Source organism: Clostridium tunisiense TJ (genome assembly GCF_000300195.1).
GTDB classification, from domain to species: domain Bacteria; phylum Bacillota; class Clostridia; order Clostridiales; family Clostridiaceae; genus Clostridium_J; species Clostridium_J tunisiense.
In genome coordinates this window covers 51,574-68,786 of record NZ_AMQH01000006.1, presented here as the reverse complement: position 1 = coordinate 68,786, position 17,213 = coordinate 51,574, and the positions used below count along the sequence as shown (strand labels likewise).

The window sequence follows — 17,213 nt, the reverse complement described above, 5'->3', positions numbered from 1 at the left end:
GCGGTTTTTTATATTAAATTATTTTGGAGGTTAGGTTTATGAGAAAATCAGAGGTTATATTAAAATATGGATGCAATCCTAATCAAAAACCAGCAAGAGTTTATATTAAAGATAAGGCATTACCATTTGAAATGCTTAATGGCAATCCAGGTTATATTAATTTTATGGATGCCTTTAATTCATGGCAGTTGGTTAAAGAATTAAAACAAACATTAGGATTACCGGCAGCAGCATCTTTTAAACATGTAAGTCCTGCAGGTGCTGCAATAGGGCTGCCTTTAAGCGATGTATTAAAAAAGGCATATTTTGTGCAGGATATAGAACTATCTCCTGTGGCTTCTGCATATGCAAGAGCTAGGGGTGCAGATAGAATGTCATCTTTTGGTGATTGGGTGGCTATTAGTGATATTGTAGATTTGCCTACTGCAGTAATTTTAAGCAAATCTGTTTCAGATGGTATAATTGCTCCAGGATATACAGATGAAGCCTTGGCGCTACTAATGAAAAAGAAAAAAGGAAGTTACTGTATTGTAAAAATGGATTATAACTATGAACCTGAAGAGATAGAAAAGAGAGATATTTACGGTATAACATTTGAGCAGAAGAGAAATAATATTCAACTAAACCAGGACATACTTAATAATATAGTAACAAATAACAAAACTATTACAGTTGATGGGAAAAGAGACTTACTTATTTCAATGATAACATTAAAATATACTCAGTCTAATTCTGTTTGTTTTGCTTTAGATGGTCAAGTAATTGGTGTTGGTGCGGGACAACAATCACGAATACATTGCACAAGATTAGCTGCATCAAAAGCAGATGTATGGTATTTGAGACAGCATCCTAATGTCCTTAACTTATCCTTCAAAGAAGGCATTTCGAAGTTAGATAGGGATAATGTTATAGATCAATACCTTAGAGAAGATATTACTGCTGAGGAAATGAAAAATTGGAGCGGAATACTTAATGACATACCGAATAGATTAACAAAGGAAGAAAGAGCCAAATGGTTATCTAATTTATCTGGAGTATCTTTAGGTTCAGATGCATTTTTCCCATTTAGAGATAATATAGATAGAGCGGTTAAAAGTGGTGTAAAATATATTGCTCAACCTGGTGGTTCTCTAAGAGATGAAATAGTAATAGAGGCATGTAATGAATATGATATAGCAATGGCTTTCTCAAATATAAGGTTATTTCATCATTAAGATTAGAAAATAAATAATATTAATGAAGGAAAATGAAAAATGGGCCTTTGTATATACTTCAAAAATAATAGTAAAAAGTTAATTGGAGAATAAAATATATGAGTAGAATACAAATTTACTATTTTAGCGGAACAATAATTGGCTCTATACACTGATTTTCTTAAGCATAGCCCTTAATCTTAAAAGAATTCACTTTTTTAGATTAGGGGCTGTCCTTAGGTTTTTAGCTTGAATTTTAATATTAGGCATTAATGAAATAGGATAACTATAGATATGTAACGCTCTTACTTACTCAAGATTATTAGCACTTATCTTTTTAAATTTCATAATTATACTTCTACTAATAATGTTGATTTCAAATTTATAACATTGAGCTAATTTCTATTGCTATTACAGTATTATTTAATTTTCAAAGAAGTAATTTATAACTGGAATAATATTTATTAAAGGTTCTTAGTAATGGTGAATTTCGGTGATAGTATTTATAAAATTATACGCTTTCTATTTTTTCTCTGCATGTGATTCTATACTCACTGCTTATATCAACATTATTTTTCACCATGTTCCAAACAGGACACATAGATTCTTCCATGAGTTTTATAGTTTCTTCAATCTCACTTGCCTGTAAATCCTTTGATGCAAGCTCAAATATTAAATGTATACTTTTAAAGTATGATGGAGGAGTTGACCTTCTTTCGCCAGAAGCAATTACTTTAAACTCAGCTACTTCCTTATGCATCCTTCTAAGTAATAAAGCCAATGTCATTCCACTGCAAGTTGCCATACTCATAAGGAATAACTCAAGTGGTGTATACCCATCTCCATCAATAGAATCGATAATTATCTCATGATTATCACGTGATACCCCAGAAAATTTCACTTTGTCATTTATCATATCTGCTGTTACCGTTAAATTGTTGCTCACAATAAAACCTCCTAAACTTTTATTTAAACTATTTAAGAATAGTTGATGATTTACTACTATTTTACATCATATATTGATGAATATATACAGATAAGCATTTTTAAATACCTTAATGACTTTGCTATTTTTACAATAGAAAATAACACATCATAAATAAACATAGTTTTTATTTACAACAGTATATTCCACTATTTGGTGAGTTTACTGCTGCGAATGGTGTCTGTTATACTATTTATATGGTAAAAGATGAGAGTTTCGAGGAGGAGATTTTGGAAAATAAAAGTGAAAGAAAAGATGCAGCGGATTATTTTTATATGTTTACTTCTTATAAGAATCTAAGTAGGTAATTAGAGCTTTAAGGAAAAAAACTAGCTACTTTTCAGTATGAAAACTATGCCTTAAAATATATATGCCTTTGAACATATTGGAGTTATGGTTACAATTAAGATATAATAGTAGGAACACTTGTTTTTTGTTATAAAGTAAACTTATTTATGTGAATGGAGGATTTTTATGAAGATAAATATAGCTAAAGAAAAAAATGTTGAGATTGCAGTTATAAATAGCTGTGAGATAGTGATATCAGATGTTCAATCAGCCTTAGACTTTATTATGACAGCAACTTACGATACTGGCTGCAATCGCGTAGTTTTAAATAAGTCAGCAGTATGCGAGGACTTTTTTAACTTAAGTACCAAGCTTGCAGGAGATATACTTCAAAAGTTTGTTAATTACAATGTGAAACTAGCCATTGTAGGAGATTTTTCAGTATATACAAGCAAGAGTTTGAGAGACTTTATTTATGAGAGCAATAAAGGAAGGCATATATTCTTTTTACCAGACGAAGACCAAGCAATTGAAAAATTAAGTTCCGTATAGGGTTCATAATAAATTATGTCCTTAGGCATCTAGGATTTTGTGGTCAGTGGTGTTGTAGAAAAACTTGTTTTAGGCTACAATTAAATACGGGTGAATGCTTTGGATAGAGTGATGTTAATTGGAGATTTAGATATAATTTATAATTCAATAATTAGTATAGTGTTTAAGGGGAAAATCAACTTAGTTTATGTGGCTAAAAATTCCATAGAAGCCATTAGCAAATGTGAAGAGTATTATCCAGATATTATTATTTATCAAACTTCAGTTCACAGTTCAAACTTAGCTTCCACTATACAATTATTTAAAGAACATAATAATAGAATTAGAATAATATTATTGTAGTATTATGGAGTAGAGTAGAGCTAAGGCGCCACTTATAATGCTACTTTTCTCAAAATTATAAAAGTCTGTAGGGACTTTAAGATAACTATTTATTATAGTAATCTTAAGGTTTATACAGACTTTTTTTATTATGAGTCTTATTGAATTTTAATCATCACACTTTTTACCTACATTTAACCTGGATTTTTTTTAGAATATACATTGGTAAGCTATCATAGTTAATGTGATTATTTTAAAGAAGAAAGGTGTAATGATGAAGAATTTAAATTTAAAGAACAAAGTATTAGACTTCATTTTTGTTGCAATAGGTTGTATATTAGTGGCTTTTTCAATTACCTCAATACTAAAGCCTAATGGGCTAATTTCTGGTGGAATTACAGGCATATCCATTATTATGGAGGAAATCATTAAGATTAGCTATTCCTACATTTATTATTCCTTGTCTATACTTGTATTAATAACAGCATATTTCACACTAGGCAAAGGTGAAGCTGTGAAGATTGCAACCCTATCTATTACCTTTCCAATGATTTTAATAGCATTTGAAAAAATGAATTTTGCCTTCATAGAAAATGATAGGATTTTAGCTTCAATATACTTTGGAATTATATGTGGCATAGGAACTGCTCTTATATTAAAAAGAGGATTTTCACAAGGTGGAAGTGATACTGTAGCAAAGATACTTCATAATAGGGTATTTCCTTTTATAAGTTTAAGTGAAATATTACTATGCATAGATGGAGTTATAATTATATCCTCTGCATTAATATATAATAAGGAAATTGCTCTATATGCTATTATATCTCAACTCATATTTATGAAAGTAGCAGATGTTGTGCTTTATGGTTTCAGCTCTAAGAAGGTAAAAATTGAAATTATAAGTGAAAATCATGAGGCCATTTCAAATTATATACTAAGTGATATAAAAAGAGGCATTAGCACTTATGAAATAAAAGGTGGCTATATGAATTTAGTAAGATTAAAAATTGTAACTATATGCTCACCTAGAGAATCAATGCTAATTAAAATGTTTATAGCAAATGAAGATCCTAACGCCTTTGTAAATGTGCTTCCTGTTACTTCAGTTTGGGGGAAGGGCCTTGGATTTGAGAGCTTAGCCTAAAAAAGATTAAGTTAAAATTTTATTGACATTTGGAAGGATAACTTAGAAGGGGAGAGAGAAGAATTGAAAATATGAAAAAGCTAAAGCTACAACATATAAAGTGTATCCTTTGTAAAGGACACTATAATATTTAAGTTGAAGCTTTAGCTTTAATTTATTACATTTTACCTATAGAAACTCTCCAAACCTCAGGTCCTTGCTCTAGGTATTCCCAACTGAACTGACCATCTAGTTCAGCTAAAAATTGATAGTGTAGTGGTCTTGGGTCATGATCATTTATAAGTTCCATAAATTCACCTTTTTTTAAGTCGAAAAAGGTTTGAAAAATAACAGCGTGTTTGTCTTTGGGTTCATATTTTCTTGCATCTACTTGTGCAGCAAATTGTGACATAGTTAACATCTCCTTATATTTTTTGTCCATGGACTAAAGGTAGCCCTAGGCAGTGTTTGTTACAACTTATTATAGGCTTTGTTATGAAAACTTTAATTTATTCTTTTCTAAAAGCCTTAAGGAAACCGAGATAGAAGAAGGTATAAGTTTGGATTAATTTTGGTTTCCTATATATTAATATTTTAATCCTTAGCTTAATGCTTACACTTCTGGAGTGAAGGGGCAGTAGCCAATAACATCACACTTTTCCTTCATTTCCTTCCAGATTTCTTTTTCTTTTATTGCATCTACAGCTGTAGGATATAAAATATAATTTTCTTTATAAATATGATCTCTTAACTGGAACACAAGGTACTTTGAGGTTTCGTCAATTAGTGATTTACATAGAGCAAAATCTAGTGAAGGAGCTAATTCTGAGGTTTCTCTAAGAACCTTTTTTCTTGCTCTAAGGTCTTCATGTTCCATTCTCATTATTCTAGTTGGGCCAGTGATATTTCTTTTTTCAAGTTCAGGGAATAGCACATCTTCCTCTCTTTGATGATGTTTTTCTGCCTCTAAAATATTATTTGCAAGGACAGCCATTTCTCTAAATAACTCTGGCCCTTCCTCATAGCTATTTAATTTTTGAATTAAAAAGTTTAAAGCCTCCACTTCAGTTAAAAATTCCTTTATCTTCTCATGCTCCACAATTAAGGTATCTAGCATATGACCAGGTTGAATTTTCTTTCTAAGCTTCACTAGCTCATCACTTAAAACCTCCATGTGAATATCACACAAATGTCTTAAATCCTCTGGGTGCATTCCTTCTTCAATTAATCTTTGCTCTGCAATGGATAACTCTATAGGATCTATATTAGCAACAATATCAAGAGCTTCTTTTCTACTCTCCTCAGTAACTCCTTCAGTATTTAACCTTTTAAGCACTTGAGTTAGTTTTTCAATACGTTTTTCATTCATAATAATACCTCCTCACAACCATAATATTTATCTAAAAAAATTCTTCTTTGTAATTCATAAAGTCTTAGCCAGTAAGGCTATTGAACTAAATTTTGTGCTTGACTATGTATTAATTGTACAAAGAATTTTAGGAATTGAATGTGATTGAAATCAAATTACAAAATAATTTATAAACTATATTTTAGGTGAAGGTTGGCAATTGATACAATGTAGTAGATATGCTATAATACAAACAAATATATAGGTTTGGAGGGCGTAAAGTGATTATCTCAATTAAGATAGCCTGCTAAAATAAGTTAACGAAATTTTTAGGAGGCTAAAATTATGAAATTTAATTTAATAGATACTGAACATTGGGATAGAAAACCATATTTTGAACACTATTTCAATTCTGTTAAATGCACTTATAGCATGACAGCAAATATAGAAATAACAAATTTACTGAATCACATTAGACTAAAAAAACTTAAACTGTACCCAACACTTATTTATATCATTGCAACTGTGGTAAATAACCATGAGGAATTCCGCATCTGTTTTGATGAAAATAATAATTTAGGATACTGGGATAGTATGAGTCCAAATTACACTATCTTTCATGAGGATAATAAAACATTTTCAAGTATCTGGACAGAGTATGAAGAAAGTTTTTCAGGTTTTTATAATAAATATCTTGAGGATATTAAAACCTATGGGCACATTATGAGTTTTGAACCGAAGCTCAATGAATCAACCAATACATTCCCTATATCTTGCATACCTTGGGTGAGTTTTACTGGCTTTAATCTTAATATACAGGATGATGGAACCTATTTAACTCCTATATTTACCCTTGGTAAATATTTTGAACAAAATAATAAAACATTTATTCCTATATCCATTCAGGTTCACCATGCAGTTTGTGATGGGTATCATACCAGTAGATTTATTAATGAGGTACAAGAATTAGCATCAGATTTTCAAATTTGGTTAACATATAAATAAGTTCATTACAATATTTTATAAAACAAAATTAGGGAAGTCAGATGACTTCCCTTAAAAATTAATATGTAAATAATTTGAATAGCAATCTATTTATTAAGCAATTTCTCAATAATAGAAAGTTTTTCTTTAATTTCTCTAGAAACAATTATATAGTGTGAAATATTACTCTTCCCAGGCAGAAATATTTTTTCTCACAAACTGCCTAAATGTTTGAGGGTTTTTCCCCATAACCTCTTTAAAAACACTAGTAACCTTTTTAGCTGTGCCCAATCTTGTCATCATATACAACATATTCATTACCTTTGAATATTCTTCATCAAGACCTCTAATTTTAGTCCAGTATTTTAATGCAAAGCTTGGTTTAGGATTAGAGTAGGCAATTTTTCTTCCTAGCTCTTCTGTCATTATTTTTTCAACTTCATAATAATCAATAGCTTCAGGCCCTGTAATTGAATATGCCTTATTTATATGACTTTTAGGATTAGAAAGTATTTTTGCAGTAATTTCTCCAATATCTTCTGCATCAATAAAGCTAGTTAAAGCACTTCCTACAGGAACAACAATCCTATTAAAATATTTAACTTCAAAAGCATGTATTCCACTAATATTCTGCATAAAAAAACTTGGTCGAATATGGCAATAGGGGAGACCTACCTCCTCAATATACTTTTCAATTTTATGATGTGGGGGCACAGGGTTATTCTCTACACCAATCAATGATAAAAAACTTACAAGTTCAATATTACCTTTTCTTTTTAACGCTTCTATAAAAGGTTTTAGATCTTGAGGTTTTCCAAGATGCGGCGGGCGCATAATAAAAACTCTATCTATATCTTCTAATGCCTCATTGAAGGTTGAAGGGTCAGTGAAATCAAAGTAAACACTCTTAACTTTAGAGCCAAATTTATTTTCTAAAGCCTCTTTATTGATATCTGCCACTACAATATCTTCATCTAGTCTAATAAGATATTTTGCAATATATCCTCCAACATTTCCAAGGGCACCTGTAACCATAATTTTTCCCATAATTAAATTTTTCCTTCCATTAATATTTCATTGGCTTCTTCCATTAAATTGATAAACTTAATGTATTTCTTTTCACCCATACCTTTTAGAAGCATTTCTATTAATCTAATATATTCTTCGTAAGTACTATTAACTAATTCAACGGCTTTTTCCTCTGGAGATATTATAAAACTTCTTTTATCCTCTTTAGAGGGGATCTTCTTAATATAACCTTGTTTTAAAAGTGATTTTACCATGGTAGCTATCATTGGCTTACTAACTTTAAAAAAATCCGCTGCCATAACTGGAGTAATATGATTTTCATTTTTCACAATTAGGATTAATAACCCCATCTCACCTGGTCTAACAGGAAGATTTCTTTTTGCATTAATATTTAATCTACAAAACATGGAGATAGCTTCAGCACCTTGAAACTTTAAATTTGAGTTGTCCATAATTTTACCACCTTAATATAATTAATCTGATTAACTATATTTTAGTTAATTAGATTAACTTTGTCAAGAAGTTTTAAGTAGATAATTATTAAGTCGGTGTTCAACACGAAGCTTTTCATGGTGAGGTTATGGGGAAATTTATTAGTGTATAGAAAACTTTCATATCAGTCCGTTGTTAGTTATAAATAGGTACTATAAAAAAGAATTTCTCTGTAATTAAAGTTAATTTATGGTAAAATTGAACTATAGGAAATATGAAGGGTATAAGAATAATAAAGTAAGGGGTGTTAATTTTGGAGGCTAATAGGAAAATATACGCTATAATAGGTATTATATTTGCCATATTAACAATTATTTCAGGAGTGCTTTTCTTTGCAAATTATGCAAGTATTGATATAGTCATGTTATTTATGGGATTTACTCAATTATTTAATGGTTTAAATCAAATTAAGATTGCAAAACAAACAAGTTCAGAAGGTATCAGCAAGGGAAGTAAGACTGTAGGAATATTATGTATAACTTTAGGTTTATTCATCATAATCGCTGATATTATTAAGTTGATTTTGTAACATCTATTCAAAGTTTATCAATACATCAACAAGAGCAGAAAACCATTGGATGAACAGAAGATCTAGCCCAAAGATAAATCAATACTTATCAGTAAATTTATAGTAAATGCAATATTAGGGTGAACTTTCATTCAACCTAATATTTTTTTGTACTTTTCAACATTTTATTAAAGCCTAGCCAAAATTATAAGCAGAAATATTCCATTAAAGTTTATGCAACTATTTTAGTTTTTATATGGTCTAATTATTGTACAAAGCATATACGTATATGAGTTTTTGGAGGATAATATATGGATTTATTAATAAAAAAAGCACAAAAGGGAGACGAGGAGGCCTTTATTGAAGTTATAAATCAATACATGCCACAGATGTATAAAGTAGCTAAAGCAAGACTTAAAAATGAAGCTGATATTGGAGATGTTATACAAGAGACAATTCTTGCTTGTTTTAAAAATATTAAAAAACTAAGAAATATTTGCTTTTTTAAAACTTGGCTAATTAAAATTCTAATTAATAATTGCAACAATGTAATGTCTAGCAACAAGGTTATTTATGTAGAGGATTTTCAAGTGGCTATTGATAGTAATACGGATTTAAGTACTGATGATATTGTTGAAGGTAAGTTGGATTTTGAAGAGGTTTTAAGTGTTTTGAGCCCAGAATATAAGCTAGTTATTGTACTTTATTATGTAAATGGGTTTAATACAAGGGAAATTAGTGAAATTCTTAATGAAAAAGAAGGTACCATTAAATCAAGGTTAAGCAGAGCAAGACAACAATTAAAGATCCATTATGTGAAGTCAGAAAATCATGGTTTTAGTAAGGGAGGGTGTTAGAATGAGTAGTAATTTTGATAATCAGCTAGATAAAATGTTTAATGAGGATATAAAAATACCTAAAAGTATTCTAGATAAAAAGGAAAATGCTTTTGCCGATATAAGAAATATAGCAAAGAAAAATAGGACTGTAAAAAGGAGGAAAATTATTTCGGTAGTAGCTGCACTTTGCATAGTAGGTTCAACCTTTGCTGTACAAGACACCTTTGCAGCAATTGGTAATAAGACCATAGCAGCAGTTAAAAACTTATTTTTTAAAGATGAAGGGGCACAGAAAGCAGTAGAAAATGGGTTAGTTCAAAATCTTTGGGAAAAAAATATGGTAAAGGATCAGGGAATTGAAATTGGAATAACAGATATAGTTTATGATAGCTCAAAATTAGCACTTTCCTTAAATGTAAAATTTGAGGATAAGACTTTATTAAATAATTTACAGGAAGTGGACCTTGATATGAATTTAAAAGATAATAATGGCAGATATCTTTTAAGAAGTGATACTGAGAAGTTAAGTAAAGAACAGGAAAAGAAAGTGCAGAGATTAAAAACTGGATTTACTACTGATAAAATAATAAATAAAGAAACAGGTGAAGTTAAATATAATTTAGTTTTATACTCTATGGAGCCAATTTCAGATATAAATAGTGTAAACTTGGATGTTAAAGCAGTAAGATTATTGACTTCTCTAGATAATAATCTTGAGGATAGCACCTTTTCAAAGGCTGAAAGTAAATTAGAAGAATTAGAAATATATAACTATAAGCAGAGGAAGTTGAGATTGTACAATCTTATTGAAGGCAAATGGCAATCTAGTATAACTTTAGATGAAAAACTTAAAGCAGGTAAGGAAATTACCTATGTACCTGAAGGAACCAATGGAGAAACAATAAAAATAATTAAAGCCGAGCTATTACCTACTTGTATGTACGTAACCTTTGAGTTTAATTCTAATGTTAAAGATGAGGATAAAACAAAAATACACGATAAAATATTCGAAGCTACTTTAGTTAATGATAGTGGTAGCAATATTGAAAAAGCAAAATCAAAAGCATATTCAAGGTTTGACGAAAGTGGAATAATAACACAAGTAAGAGGGTTTCAAATTACATCCTTTGATTATGACGGAAACTTTAAAGTGCTATTAACAGATTTAAATGGCGAAAATAAAGAAATAACCTTGGTTAAAAAGACAAACAAATAGTTATTTATAAGAGGCTATTCCTAAAGGGGTTATGAAACTCCCTTTGGAAATAGTCTCTTTATTTTTAGGTATGAAACCTCCTCAATCTCATCTTCAGAAGAAATTTCATTTATTTCTAAAGCCTTGTTGGAATCTTTTCTAGTCATATAAATATATGTAATAGTAAGAGAGTTTTAGTGAGAAATAAAATATTAATTTTACTAAAACCTGATAAACCTCTACGAATACTATATCTTCCAATGTTTTTATAAAGATTTTAATAAAAGTCTGTGCCCTCTTTCAATAGTTAAGATAATTATTCAAAGAAGGCACAGACTCATTTATATTGTAATTTATATTAAATAATGAACTTGTCCATTATTTACAGAATTATATTAGCTTTGTTTCTGCCTTGAACTTTTGAACTGTAGAGTGCATCATCTGCTCGCTTTAAAACCTCAGTATATTCCTTATCACTTTTTTTAAAGTAAGAAAATCCTATGGAAATGGACGGAGATATAATATCATCACCAACAGGTATTTTCAAATTACCTACTTCAAGTAATATTTTTTCACCTAAGATAAGAGCATTTTCTTCACGCAAACCATGAAAGATGCCGATAAACTCATCTCCACCCCAACGAATCAATTTGTCTGAATCTCTAGTTATTTGACTCACTGACTTCACTACTTCTTTGAGTACAATATCGCCAATGTTGTGACCATAAGTGTCATTGATTGTTTTAAATTTGTCTATATCCAATATCATTATACCAGGATTTGTATTATTCATTTTAAAATCCTTATAACACTTCATCAGTTCATTTGTACCAAATTTGCGGCTATAAGCTTTAGTGAGAACATCTTGATTTATTTCGGACTCAAGTTGTTTTTTTGTGTGTTTGTAGTTGAATCTTTCCGTTGAAATAAGTAATGAAAAAGAGATAAGTAGAAGTGACAGTAGGGTTAGAATCATCATTAATGATAAGTTAGATAACATAGTTTTGCTTTTTTTATTTGTTATGTCAGTGTAGTCCTTAATATCATCTAAGTATACTCCCATAGAAATAGCCCAGTTGAAGTCCTTGTATAACTTTGAATAAGCTAACTTTTCAGAGATTTTATCGCTATCTAGCTCTTTAAAATAGTAATTGTAATATAACTCTCCATCTTTATTTATGCCTTCAAGCTCTTTAAGATAAGGCAAGTTACCTTTTATATCTTTCATATCGGTTGAAAGATACATACCTTCAGTATCAGGAAGGTTAGGGTGAACCCGTCTTATTGCAAAATTAACACCACCTTGGTAATTTAAGATTTCATTAACCCAAATATAGGAGTTATCACTAAATTTAGAATTTCTAATGTTATTAGCAATAATTTCTTTTACAGTTTCATTTATATACCTTTTACTCACTCCAAAAACTACCTCTAAGTTACCATGAGTTAGGGTTTTATGAACAAGTAATTCAGATTTCAGTATTTCTAATGTGCTAGTAATATTTTTTACTTCTAAATCATCAGTTTTATAAAGTACCTCATGAGTTTTATTATTCCATAGAAAAACTGTCCAGTAATTTTGTGCTATATAACTTTTAAAATCACCAACTAATAAGTTTACAAACTCAGCCTCAGATAAATCGCTCATAGAAGCAAAGTCAAAAAGTTTTTCATCTGCAACCTGGTTACAATGAGTTATTGAGCTATTTCTTTCGCTTTCTATTTCAATTATTATATTATTCACAGTATCTTTAATAAAGTTTTTTTTCAAATCAATGATTGTATTTTCTGTTTGAAGATTATATATACTGCTTATTTTCTTGTGTGAATAAGAAAAATAGCAGCCTATTATAAAGCAAGCAATTGCTATTATAGTGAGAGTTAACATATAACTGTATTTCACAATATCCCCACCTTATGATTAATTAAATTTTATAAGTACATTTTTAAAAGAGAATTTTATGTAGAAAAGTTCAATCAAAGTACCATCATATATAAGGTGTAATAAAATTTGTAGACTTTACATTAAATTCTGCTAATAATATGATTATTTATTAACGAAGTATAAATATATTATATTAAACTGTTCAACAAAATGCGACAAAATTTATCAAGTTTTTTAAATAAGTTTGATAATTAAGGATTATACCTAATCATTAATTAAATCTTATAATCACATCTTAAAAATAAACTTGTAATTAAATTATCTTTGTGATAATATTTTTCGTTGTTTATGGAAAGGTGGCAATTCAGGATGAAAAAATTTACATCAAAGACAGCTATATTTATTTCAGTTTTAGTATTTGTGAAAATTTTTGAAAGCATATTCGGTATTAGAAATAGCCAGGTTGGTATTACTGTAATGATATCTGCATTGGTATTTATGCAAGAGGATTTAACAGACAAACCAGTTAAAAATTTGGTGAGGCTAATTTTAGCAAACTTAGTTTTAGGAGTATTTGCACATATAGCAAATTACAATCTTTGGTTAGGATTAGTGTTAAACTTTGTTACATTGTCCGCAATAGGATATCTATTAAGTTATAATTTGAACAAAGTTATGATAATACCTTTTGCACTACAATACTTGTTCATGCTTTACAATCCAGTTAGTGGGTTGGACTTTAGTAAAAGATTATTGGGCTTAGGCATAGGTGCAATTCTTATTATGGCTGTTCAATTTATTATTTATAGAAAAAATAACACTGTGAAGATTGAAGAAAGTAAAATCCTTGAAGTTGAGGATAATGAGAATATATATAGGTATATAGTGGTATTTGGAAGGACATATAAAATACATACTGTAAGAGCTGCCTATGCCATTAGAGTTGGACTAACAACAGCAATAGCAGCATTTATAGTTTCTCTTTTAAATATCCACCAAGGAAGATGGATAGTATACACAATATTTTCATTAACAGAACTTTACTCTGAAAATTGTATTATAAGATCAAAACAGAGATTACAAGGAACATTAGCTGGTGTGCTAATTATATCAATATTATTTATGTTTATTAAAAATAATACTGTAAGAGGTTTAATGGTTTTAGTTGGAGGATATCTAGATGGCTATACCACTAATTATAGAGATAAAGTTATATGTATAACAATGTCCGTAGTAGCATCAACTTCATTAATGAATGGTACGCTTACAACTGCTATTGAAAGAATATTATATGTTTTTGTAGGAGTTATCTTGGCCTTAATAGTAGACAAGGTGCTTCTTACAAAAAAGCTAGAGGATTTTAACCAAGTTGATGTAATTCTCCCTTAATCCCCATGAAGATTAGTGCAGAATAACGGTGTTTTCAGTGGAAAATGGTAGGCTGATTTTGCATGAAACCTCTGAAACCCACATGAACACTATATCTTCTTATCTTTTTATAAAGATTTCAATGAAAGAACTTTTCTTCATATATGGTTATAAATATATCTATAAAAGAAGCTTTAAAGATATCTCTTTATTAGGATTTCCTATTTAAAGTACAGATTAAATAGGATTTATATTAGCTTTAAATTACTAATAAATGCATTAAGATGTAAGTTTGAGAGCTATTTCTTATCTAATTGTGTTATTTGTGATATAATAACAATTAAGTTTTTAAATTTGGAGGAATATTAATGGAAACAGAACCTGAACCTGCGAATATAACTTCGCAAATAATTTTAATAATCATTTTAACATTGATTAATGCATTTTTTGCATCAGCAGAGATGGCATTAGTATCCCTAAATAAAAACAAGATGAAGATTCTTGCAGAAGAGGGAAATAAAAAAGCAATACTTATATTAAAGCTTTTGGAAGAGCCAACTAAATTCTTATCTACTATTCAGGTAGGAATAACCCTTGCTGGATTCTTTTCCAGTGCAGCTGCTGCTACTGGTCTATCAGACGATTTAGCACAATATTTAAATAGTATTAATATTCCATATAGTGGACAAATTGCTTTAATATTAGTAACCATGGTGCTTTCTTATATAACCTTGGTATTTGGTGAATTATTCCCCAAAAGAGTAGCATTACAAAAATCTGAGGCTATTGCAATGTTTTCTGTAAAACCTATATTATATGTATCAAAAATCACTGTGCCTTTTGTAAAATTACTTTCAGCATCAACCAGCATTTTGATTAGGTTGTTTGGTCTTGAAATGGATGGGTTAGATGAAAAGGTATCAAAAGAAGAGATAAAATCAATGGTAGAAGTAGGACAAGAACATGGAGTTATAAATGAAATTGAAAAAGAGATGATAAATAGTATATTTGAGTTTGATGATAAGTTAGCAGATGAAGTTATGACACCAAGAACGGAAGTATACTTAATTAATATAGATACACCTTTAACTGATTATTTAGATGAGTTAATTGAGGAAAAATATTCAAGAGTACCCGTATATAAAGGTGATTCTGATAATATAATTGGTATTCTTTATATGAAAGATTTCTTTGTTGAAGCAAGGAAATATGGATTTGAAAATGTTGATATTAGAAGTATATTACGTGAACCATATTTTGTCCCTGAAACTAAAAATATTGATGAGTTATTCAAGAAGTTGCAATCATCAAAGAATCATATGGCAATATTAATTGATGAATATGGTGGTTTTTCTGGAGTAGTATCTATTGAAGACCTCATTGAAGAAGTTATGGGTAATATTGAGGACGAATATGATGAAGATGAACAAGAGATAAAGAAAATTGACGATAATACATTTATATTAGATGGGATGCTTTCAGTAGATGATTTTAATGCGTATTTTCATTTAGATATTGAAAGCCATATTTACGATACTATAGGGGGATTTATTATAGGACTCATAGGACGTATCCCAGAAAGTTCTGAAGAAAAAAATATTGAATATGAAAATTTAATATTTAAGATAGAACAAATTAAAGAAAAAAGAATTGAAAAAATAAAGGTTTATATTGAAAAAGAAAATTAATCCTTAGGTTTTAATAAAATTAAAATGATGTTAGAATGCTCTACTGAAAAAGTAGGGCATTTTTTACTATTTATTAATTAAAGCTATAACAGACTTTATTTGAGGGAAAAAATTTATTGAAAATTTCAAGTAAATATGACATAGTGAATTTTCTTTGAAGTATTGAATATTTTACAAATTATCTAAATCACAGAGAAGGCAAGAACCTTGTAATCTTAAGGAAAACTGTAACCTTTTATTAAGAGTTTAATAGTATATAGTGTGAGTAACTTATGAGGTGATATTAATGTTTGAAGAGTACATGCCACAACAAACTTGCACGAAATTACCTGGAACTGTAATTGAAATTAATATTCCAGCAGGAGCTACAATTAATGTTGGTAATTTATTAGAGTTAACATCTCCAAGTGGAATATGCCTAAATGTAAGAATTCCACTACTAGCAGGGAGTATCAACTTAGGGGGCATCGTTGATAGCCTAAAAAAAGCAGGGGTAACAGTTGAGGCTGTAAACCAATAGTTATGGGTTACCTAGGTGATAACTTATTTTACTTATGTTCAAAAGCCTTAAGAAAACCAAGGCAAGTCTGTGAATAAGTTAATTTGTAACTTAATTCAATTATAATTTCACCAAACAGGGTATGGATAAAAATTATTCATGCCCTGTTTTACACTTTAAAATCTATTATTTATAGCTCTACTTTGAAGTTTTAAATTACTTTAAATATTGGGAACCGGAATTAAAACTTAACATATACATTAGTCCTACCCTGGCTCCATTAAGGGTCTCAGGATATGAATAAGTTGAAATTCCATCATGGAATCCTATAACATGAAACAAAATGGTAAAATGAGGTTTAGAACTATTTCATAAAGGCTTAAATGTGACTACCAGAGAAATTGAGGTTAAGTAATAATATCAAAATTCTTCCTCACATATTGGCGATAAATACTATAACTAACTTGTAACCCTTGTCCACTTATTTGAATAGTATATAGTACAGAGCAAATGTGAGGTGATTATAATGTTTGAAGATTATACAAACAATAATAGCAACTATTCACACAATAACTGTCCTCAATTACCAGGGACTATATTAAGAATAAATATTCCAGCTGGAACTACAATAAATTTATTAAATTTAATAGAATTAACATCACCTGGTGGAATATGCTTAATAATAAGAATACCACTACTTGGTAGCAATGGTAATCTTGATTTAGCTGGTATAGTAAACAGTATCAGACAAGCTGGTGGAACAGTACAATAGATTAAAAATAAATAATTAACTGCATATAAGGACTACCCAGAATTTTAATTTTGGAGTAGTCCTTTTTTAGTTTCATCAGTGAATATTTGATTTATCAATTTTGAAAAGGCTTTAAAAACAACAAGGTAGGTTCTAGGTAAAGTT

Annotated in this window: 18 protein-coding genes; 12 read left to right on the top strand and 6 right to left on the bottom strand. The window is 29.4% G+C overall.

Annotated features, from left to right (window positions below; all coding sequences use genetic code 11):
* Positions 1 to 38: 38 nt before the first annotated feature.
* Entirely contained in the window at positions 39 to 1,214 is a 1,176-nt protein-coding gene (locus C661_RS0105765) for a phosphoribosylaminoimidazolecarboxamide formyltransferase (protein WP_017414363.1), read from the top strand.
* A 490-nt stretch (positions 1,215 to 1,704) separates the two neighbouring features.
* Here C661_RS0105765 and C661_RS0105760 read toward each other — a convergent pair whose 3' ends face one another.
* Positions 1,705 to 2,139 (bottom strand): OsmC family protein, encoded by a 435-nt coding sequence (locus C661_RS0105760; RefSeq protein ID WP_017414362.1) that lies wholly within the window; start codon positions 2,137 to 2,139, stop codon positions 1,705 to 1,707.
* Positions 2,140 to 2,652: 513 nt separating this feature from the next.
* Between C661_RS0105760 and C661_RS0105755 the strand changes: the two genes are divergently transcribed.
* From C661_RS0105755 to C661_RS0105745, 3 genes are all read left to right on the top strand, one after another.
* Complete coding sequence (locus tag C661_RS0105755) at positions 2,653 to 3,018, top strand: DUF4180 domain-containing protein (RefSeq protein WP_017414361.1); 366 nt, start codon at positions 2,653 to 2,655, stop codon at positions 3,016 to 3,018.
* Between the two features lie 99 nt (positions 3,019 to 3,117).
* Complete coding sequence (locus C661_RS0105750) at positions 3,118 to 3,360, top strand: hypothetical protein (RefSeq protein WP_017414360.1); 243 nt, start codon at positions 3,118 to 3,120, stop codon at positions 3,358 to 3,360.
* Between the two features lie 250 nt (positions 3,361 to 3,610).
* Positions 3,611 to 4,483, top strand: a complete 873-nt coding sequence (locus C661_RS0105745) for a YitT family protein (RefSeq protein WP_202803535.1) — start codon at positions 3,611 to 3,613, stop codon at positions 4,481 to 4,483.
* A gap of 157 nt (positions 4,484 to 4,640) precedes the next feature.
* Here the strand turns inward: C661_RS0105745 and C661_RS0105740 are convergent, their stop codons facing one another.
* Positions 4,641 to 4,874, bottom strand: coding sequence for a DUF2249 domain-containing protein (locus tag C661_RS0105740; RefSeq protein ID WP_017414358.1), 234 nt, complete (start codon positions 4,872 to 4,874; stop codon positions 4,641 to 4,643).
* A 201-nt stretch (positions 4,875 to 5,075) separates the two neighbouring features.
* Positions 5,076 to 5,831 (bottom strand): DUF438 domain-containing protein, encoded by a 756-nt coding sequence (locus C661_RS0105735; protein ID WP_017414357.1) that lies wholly within the window; start codon positions 5,829 to 5,831, stop codon positions 5,076 to 5,078.
* A gap of 324 nt (positions 5,832 to 6,155) precedes the next feature.
* On the opposite strand from C661_RS0105735, the gene catA reads away from it, so the two are divergent.
* Positions 6,156 to 6,815: a type A chloramphenicol O-acetyltransferase gene (gene catA / locus C661_RS0105730; RefSeq protein ID WP_017414356.1), complete on the top strand. Its 660-nt coding sequence runs from the start codon at positions 6,156 to 6,158 to the stop codon at positions 6,813 to 6,815.
* 162 nt (positions 6,816 to 6,977) lie between these two features.
* On the opposite strand, the gene C661_RS0105725 is transcribed toward catA, so the two are convergent.
* Positions 6,978 to 7,841 (bottom strand): NmrA family NAD(P)-binding protein, encoded by an 864-nt coding sequence (locus tag C661_RS0105725; RefSeq protein ID WP_017414355.1) that lies wholly within the window; start codon positions 7,839 to 7,841, stop codon positions 6,978 to 6,980.
* 2 nt (positions 7,842 to 7,843) lie between these two features.
* Positions 7,844 to 8,275 carry a MarR family transcriptional regulator gene (locus C661_RS0105720; protein WP_017414354.1) on the bottom strand — a complete coding sequence of 144 codons (432 nt, stop codon included), beginning with the start codon at positions 8,273 to 8,275 and terminating at the stop codon, positions 7,844 to 7,846.
* Between the two features lie 293 nt (positions 8,276 to 8,568).
* Here C661_RS0105720 and C661_RS0105715 point away from each other — a divergent pair, with 293 nt between their 5' ends.
* From C661_RS0105715 to C661_RS0105705, 3 genes are all read left to right on the top strand, one after another.
* Positions 8,569 to 8,844, top strand: a complete 276-nt coding sequence (locus tag C661_RS0105715) for a hypothetical protein (protein WP_017414353.1) — start codon at positions 8,569 to 8,571, stop codon at positions 8,842 to 8,844.
* Between the two features lie 290 nt (positions 8,845 to 9,134).
* Entirely contained in the window at positions 9,135 to 9,680 is a 546-nt protein-coding gene (locus C661_RS0105710; protein ID WP_017414352.1) for an RNA polymerase sigma factor, read from the top strand.
* A 1-nt stretch (position 9,681) separates the two neighbouring features.
* Positions 9,682 to 10,878, top strand: a complete 1,197-nt coding sequence (locus C661_RS0105705) for a DUF4179 domain-containing protein (protein WP_017414351.1) — start codon at positions 9,682 to 9,684, stop codon at positions 10,876 to 10,878.
* A gap of 361 nt (positions 10,879 to 11,239) precedes the next feature.
* Here C661_RS0105705 and C661_RS0105700 read toward each other — a convergent pair whose 3' ends face one another.
* The gene (locus C661_RS0105700; protein WP_017414350.1) at positions 11,240 to 12,760 is read right to left on the bottom strand and encodes a diguanylate cyclase; all 1,521 of its coding nucleotides are present in this window, start codon (positions 12,758 to 12,760) and stop codon (positions 11,240 to 11,242) included.
* A 351-nt stretch (positions 12,761 to 13,111) separates the two neighbouring features.
* On the opposite strand from C661_RS0105700, the gene C661_RS0105695 reads away from it, so the two are divergent.
* The 4 genes from C661_RS0105695 (at position 13,112) to C661_RS0105680 (ending at position 17,069) form a co-directional block, all read left to right on the top strand.
* A complete protein-coding gene (locus C661_RS0105695; RefSeq protein ID WP_017414349.1) occupies positions 13,112 to 14,131 on the top strand; it encodes an FUSC family protein in 1,020 nt (339 codons plus the stop codon).
* 347 nt (positions 14,132 to 14,478) lie between these two features.
* Positions 14,479 to 15,798, top strand: coding sequence for a hemolysin family protein (locus C661_RS0105690; protein WP_017414348.1), 1,320 nt, complete (start codon positions 14,479 to 14,481; stop codon positions 15,796 to 15,798).
* 286 nt (positions 15,799 to 16,084) lie between these two features.
* Entirely contained in the window at positions 16,085 to 16,318 is a 234-nt protein-coding gene (locus C661_RS0105685; protein WP_017414347.1) for a hypothetical protein, read from the top strand.
* A 505-nt stretch (positions 16,319 to 16,823) separates the two neighbouring features.
* Positions 16,824 to 17,069 carry a hypothetical protein gene (locus C661_RS0105680; RefSeq protein WP_017414346.1) on the top strand — a complete coding sequence of 82 codons (246 nt, stop codon included), beginning with the start codon at positions 16,824 to 16,826 and terminating at the stop codon, positions 17,067 to 17,069.
* The last annotated feature ends 144 nt before the right edge of the window (positions 17,070 to 17,213 follow it).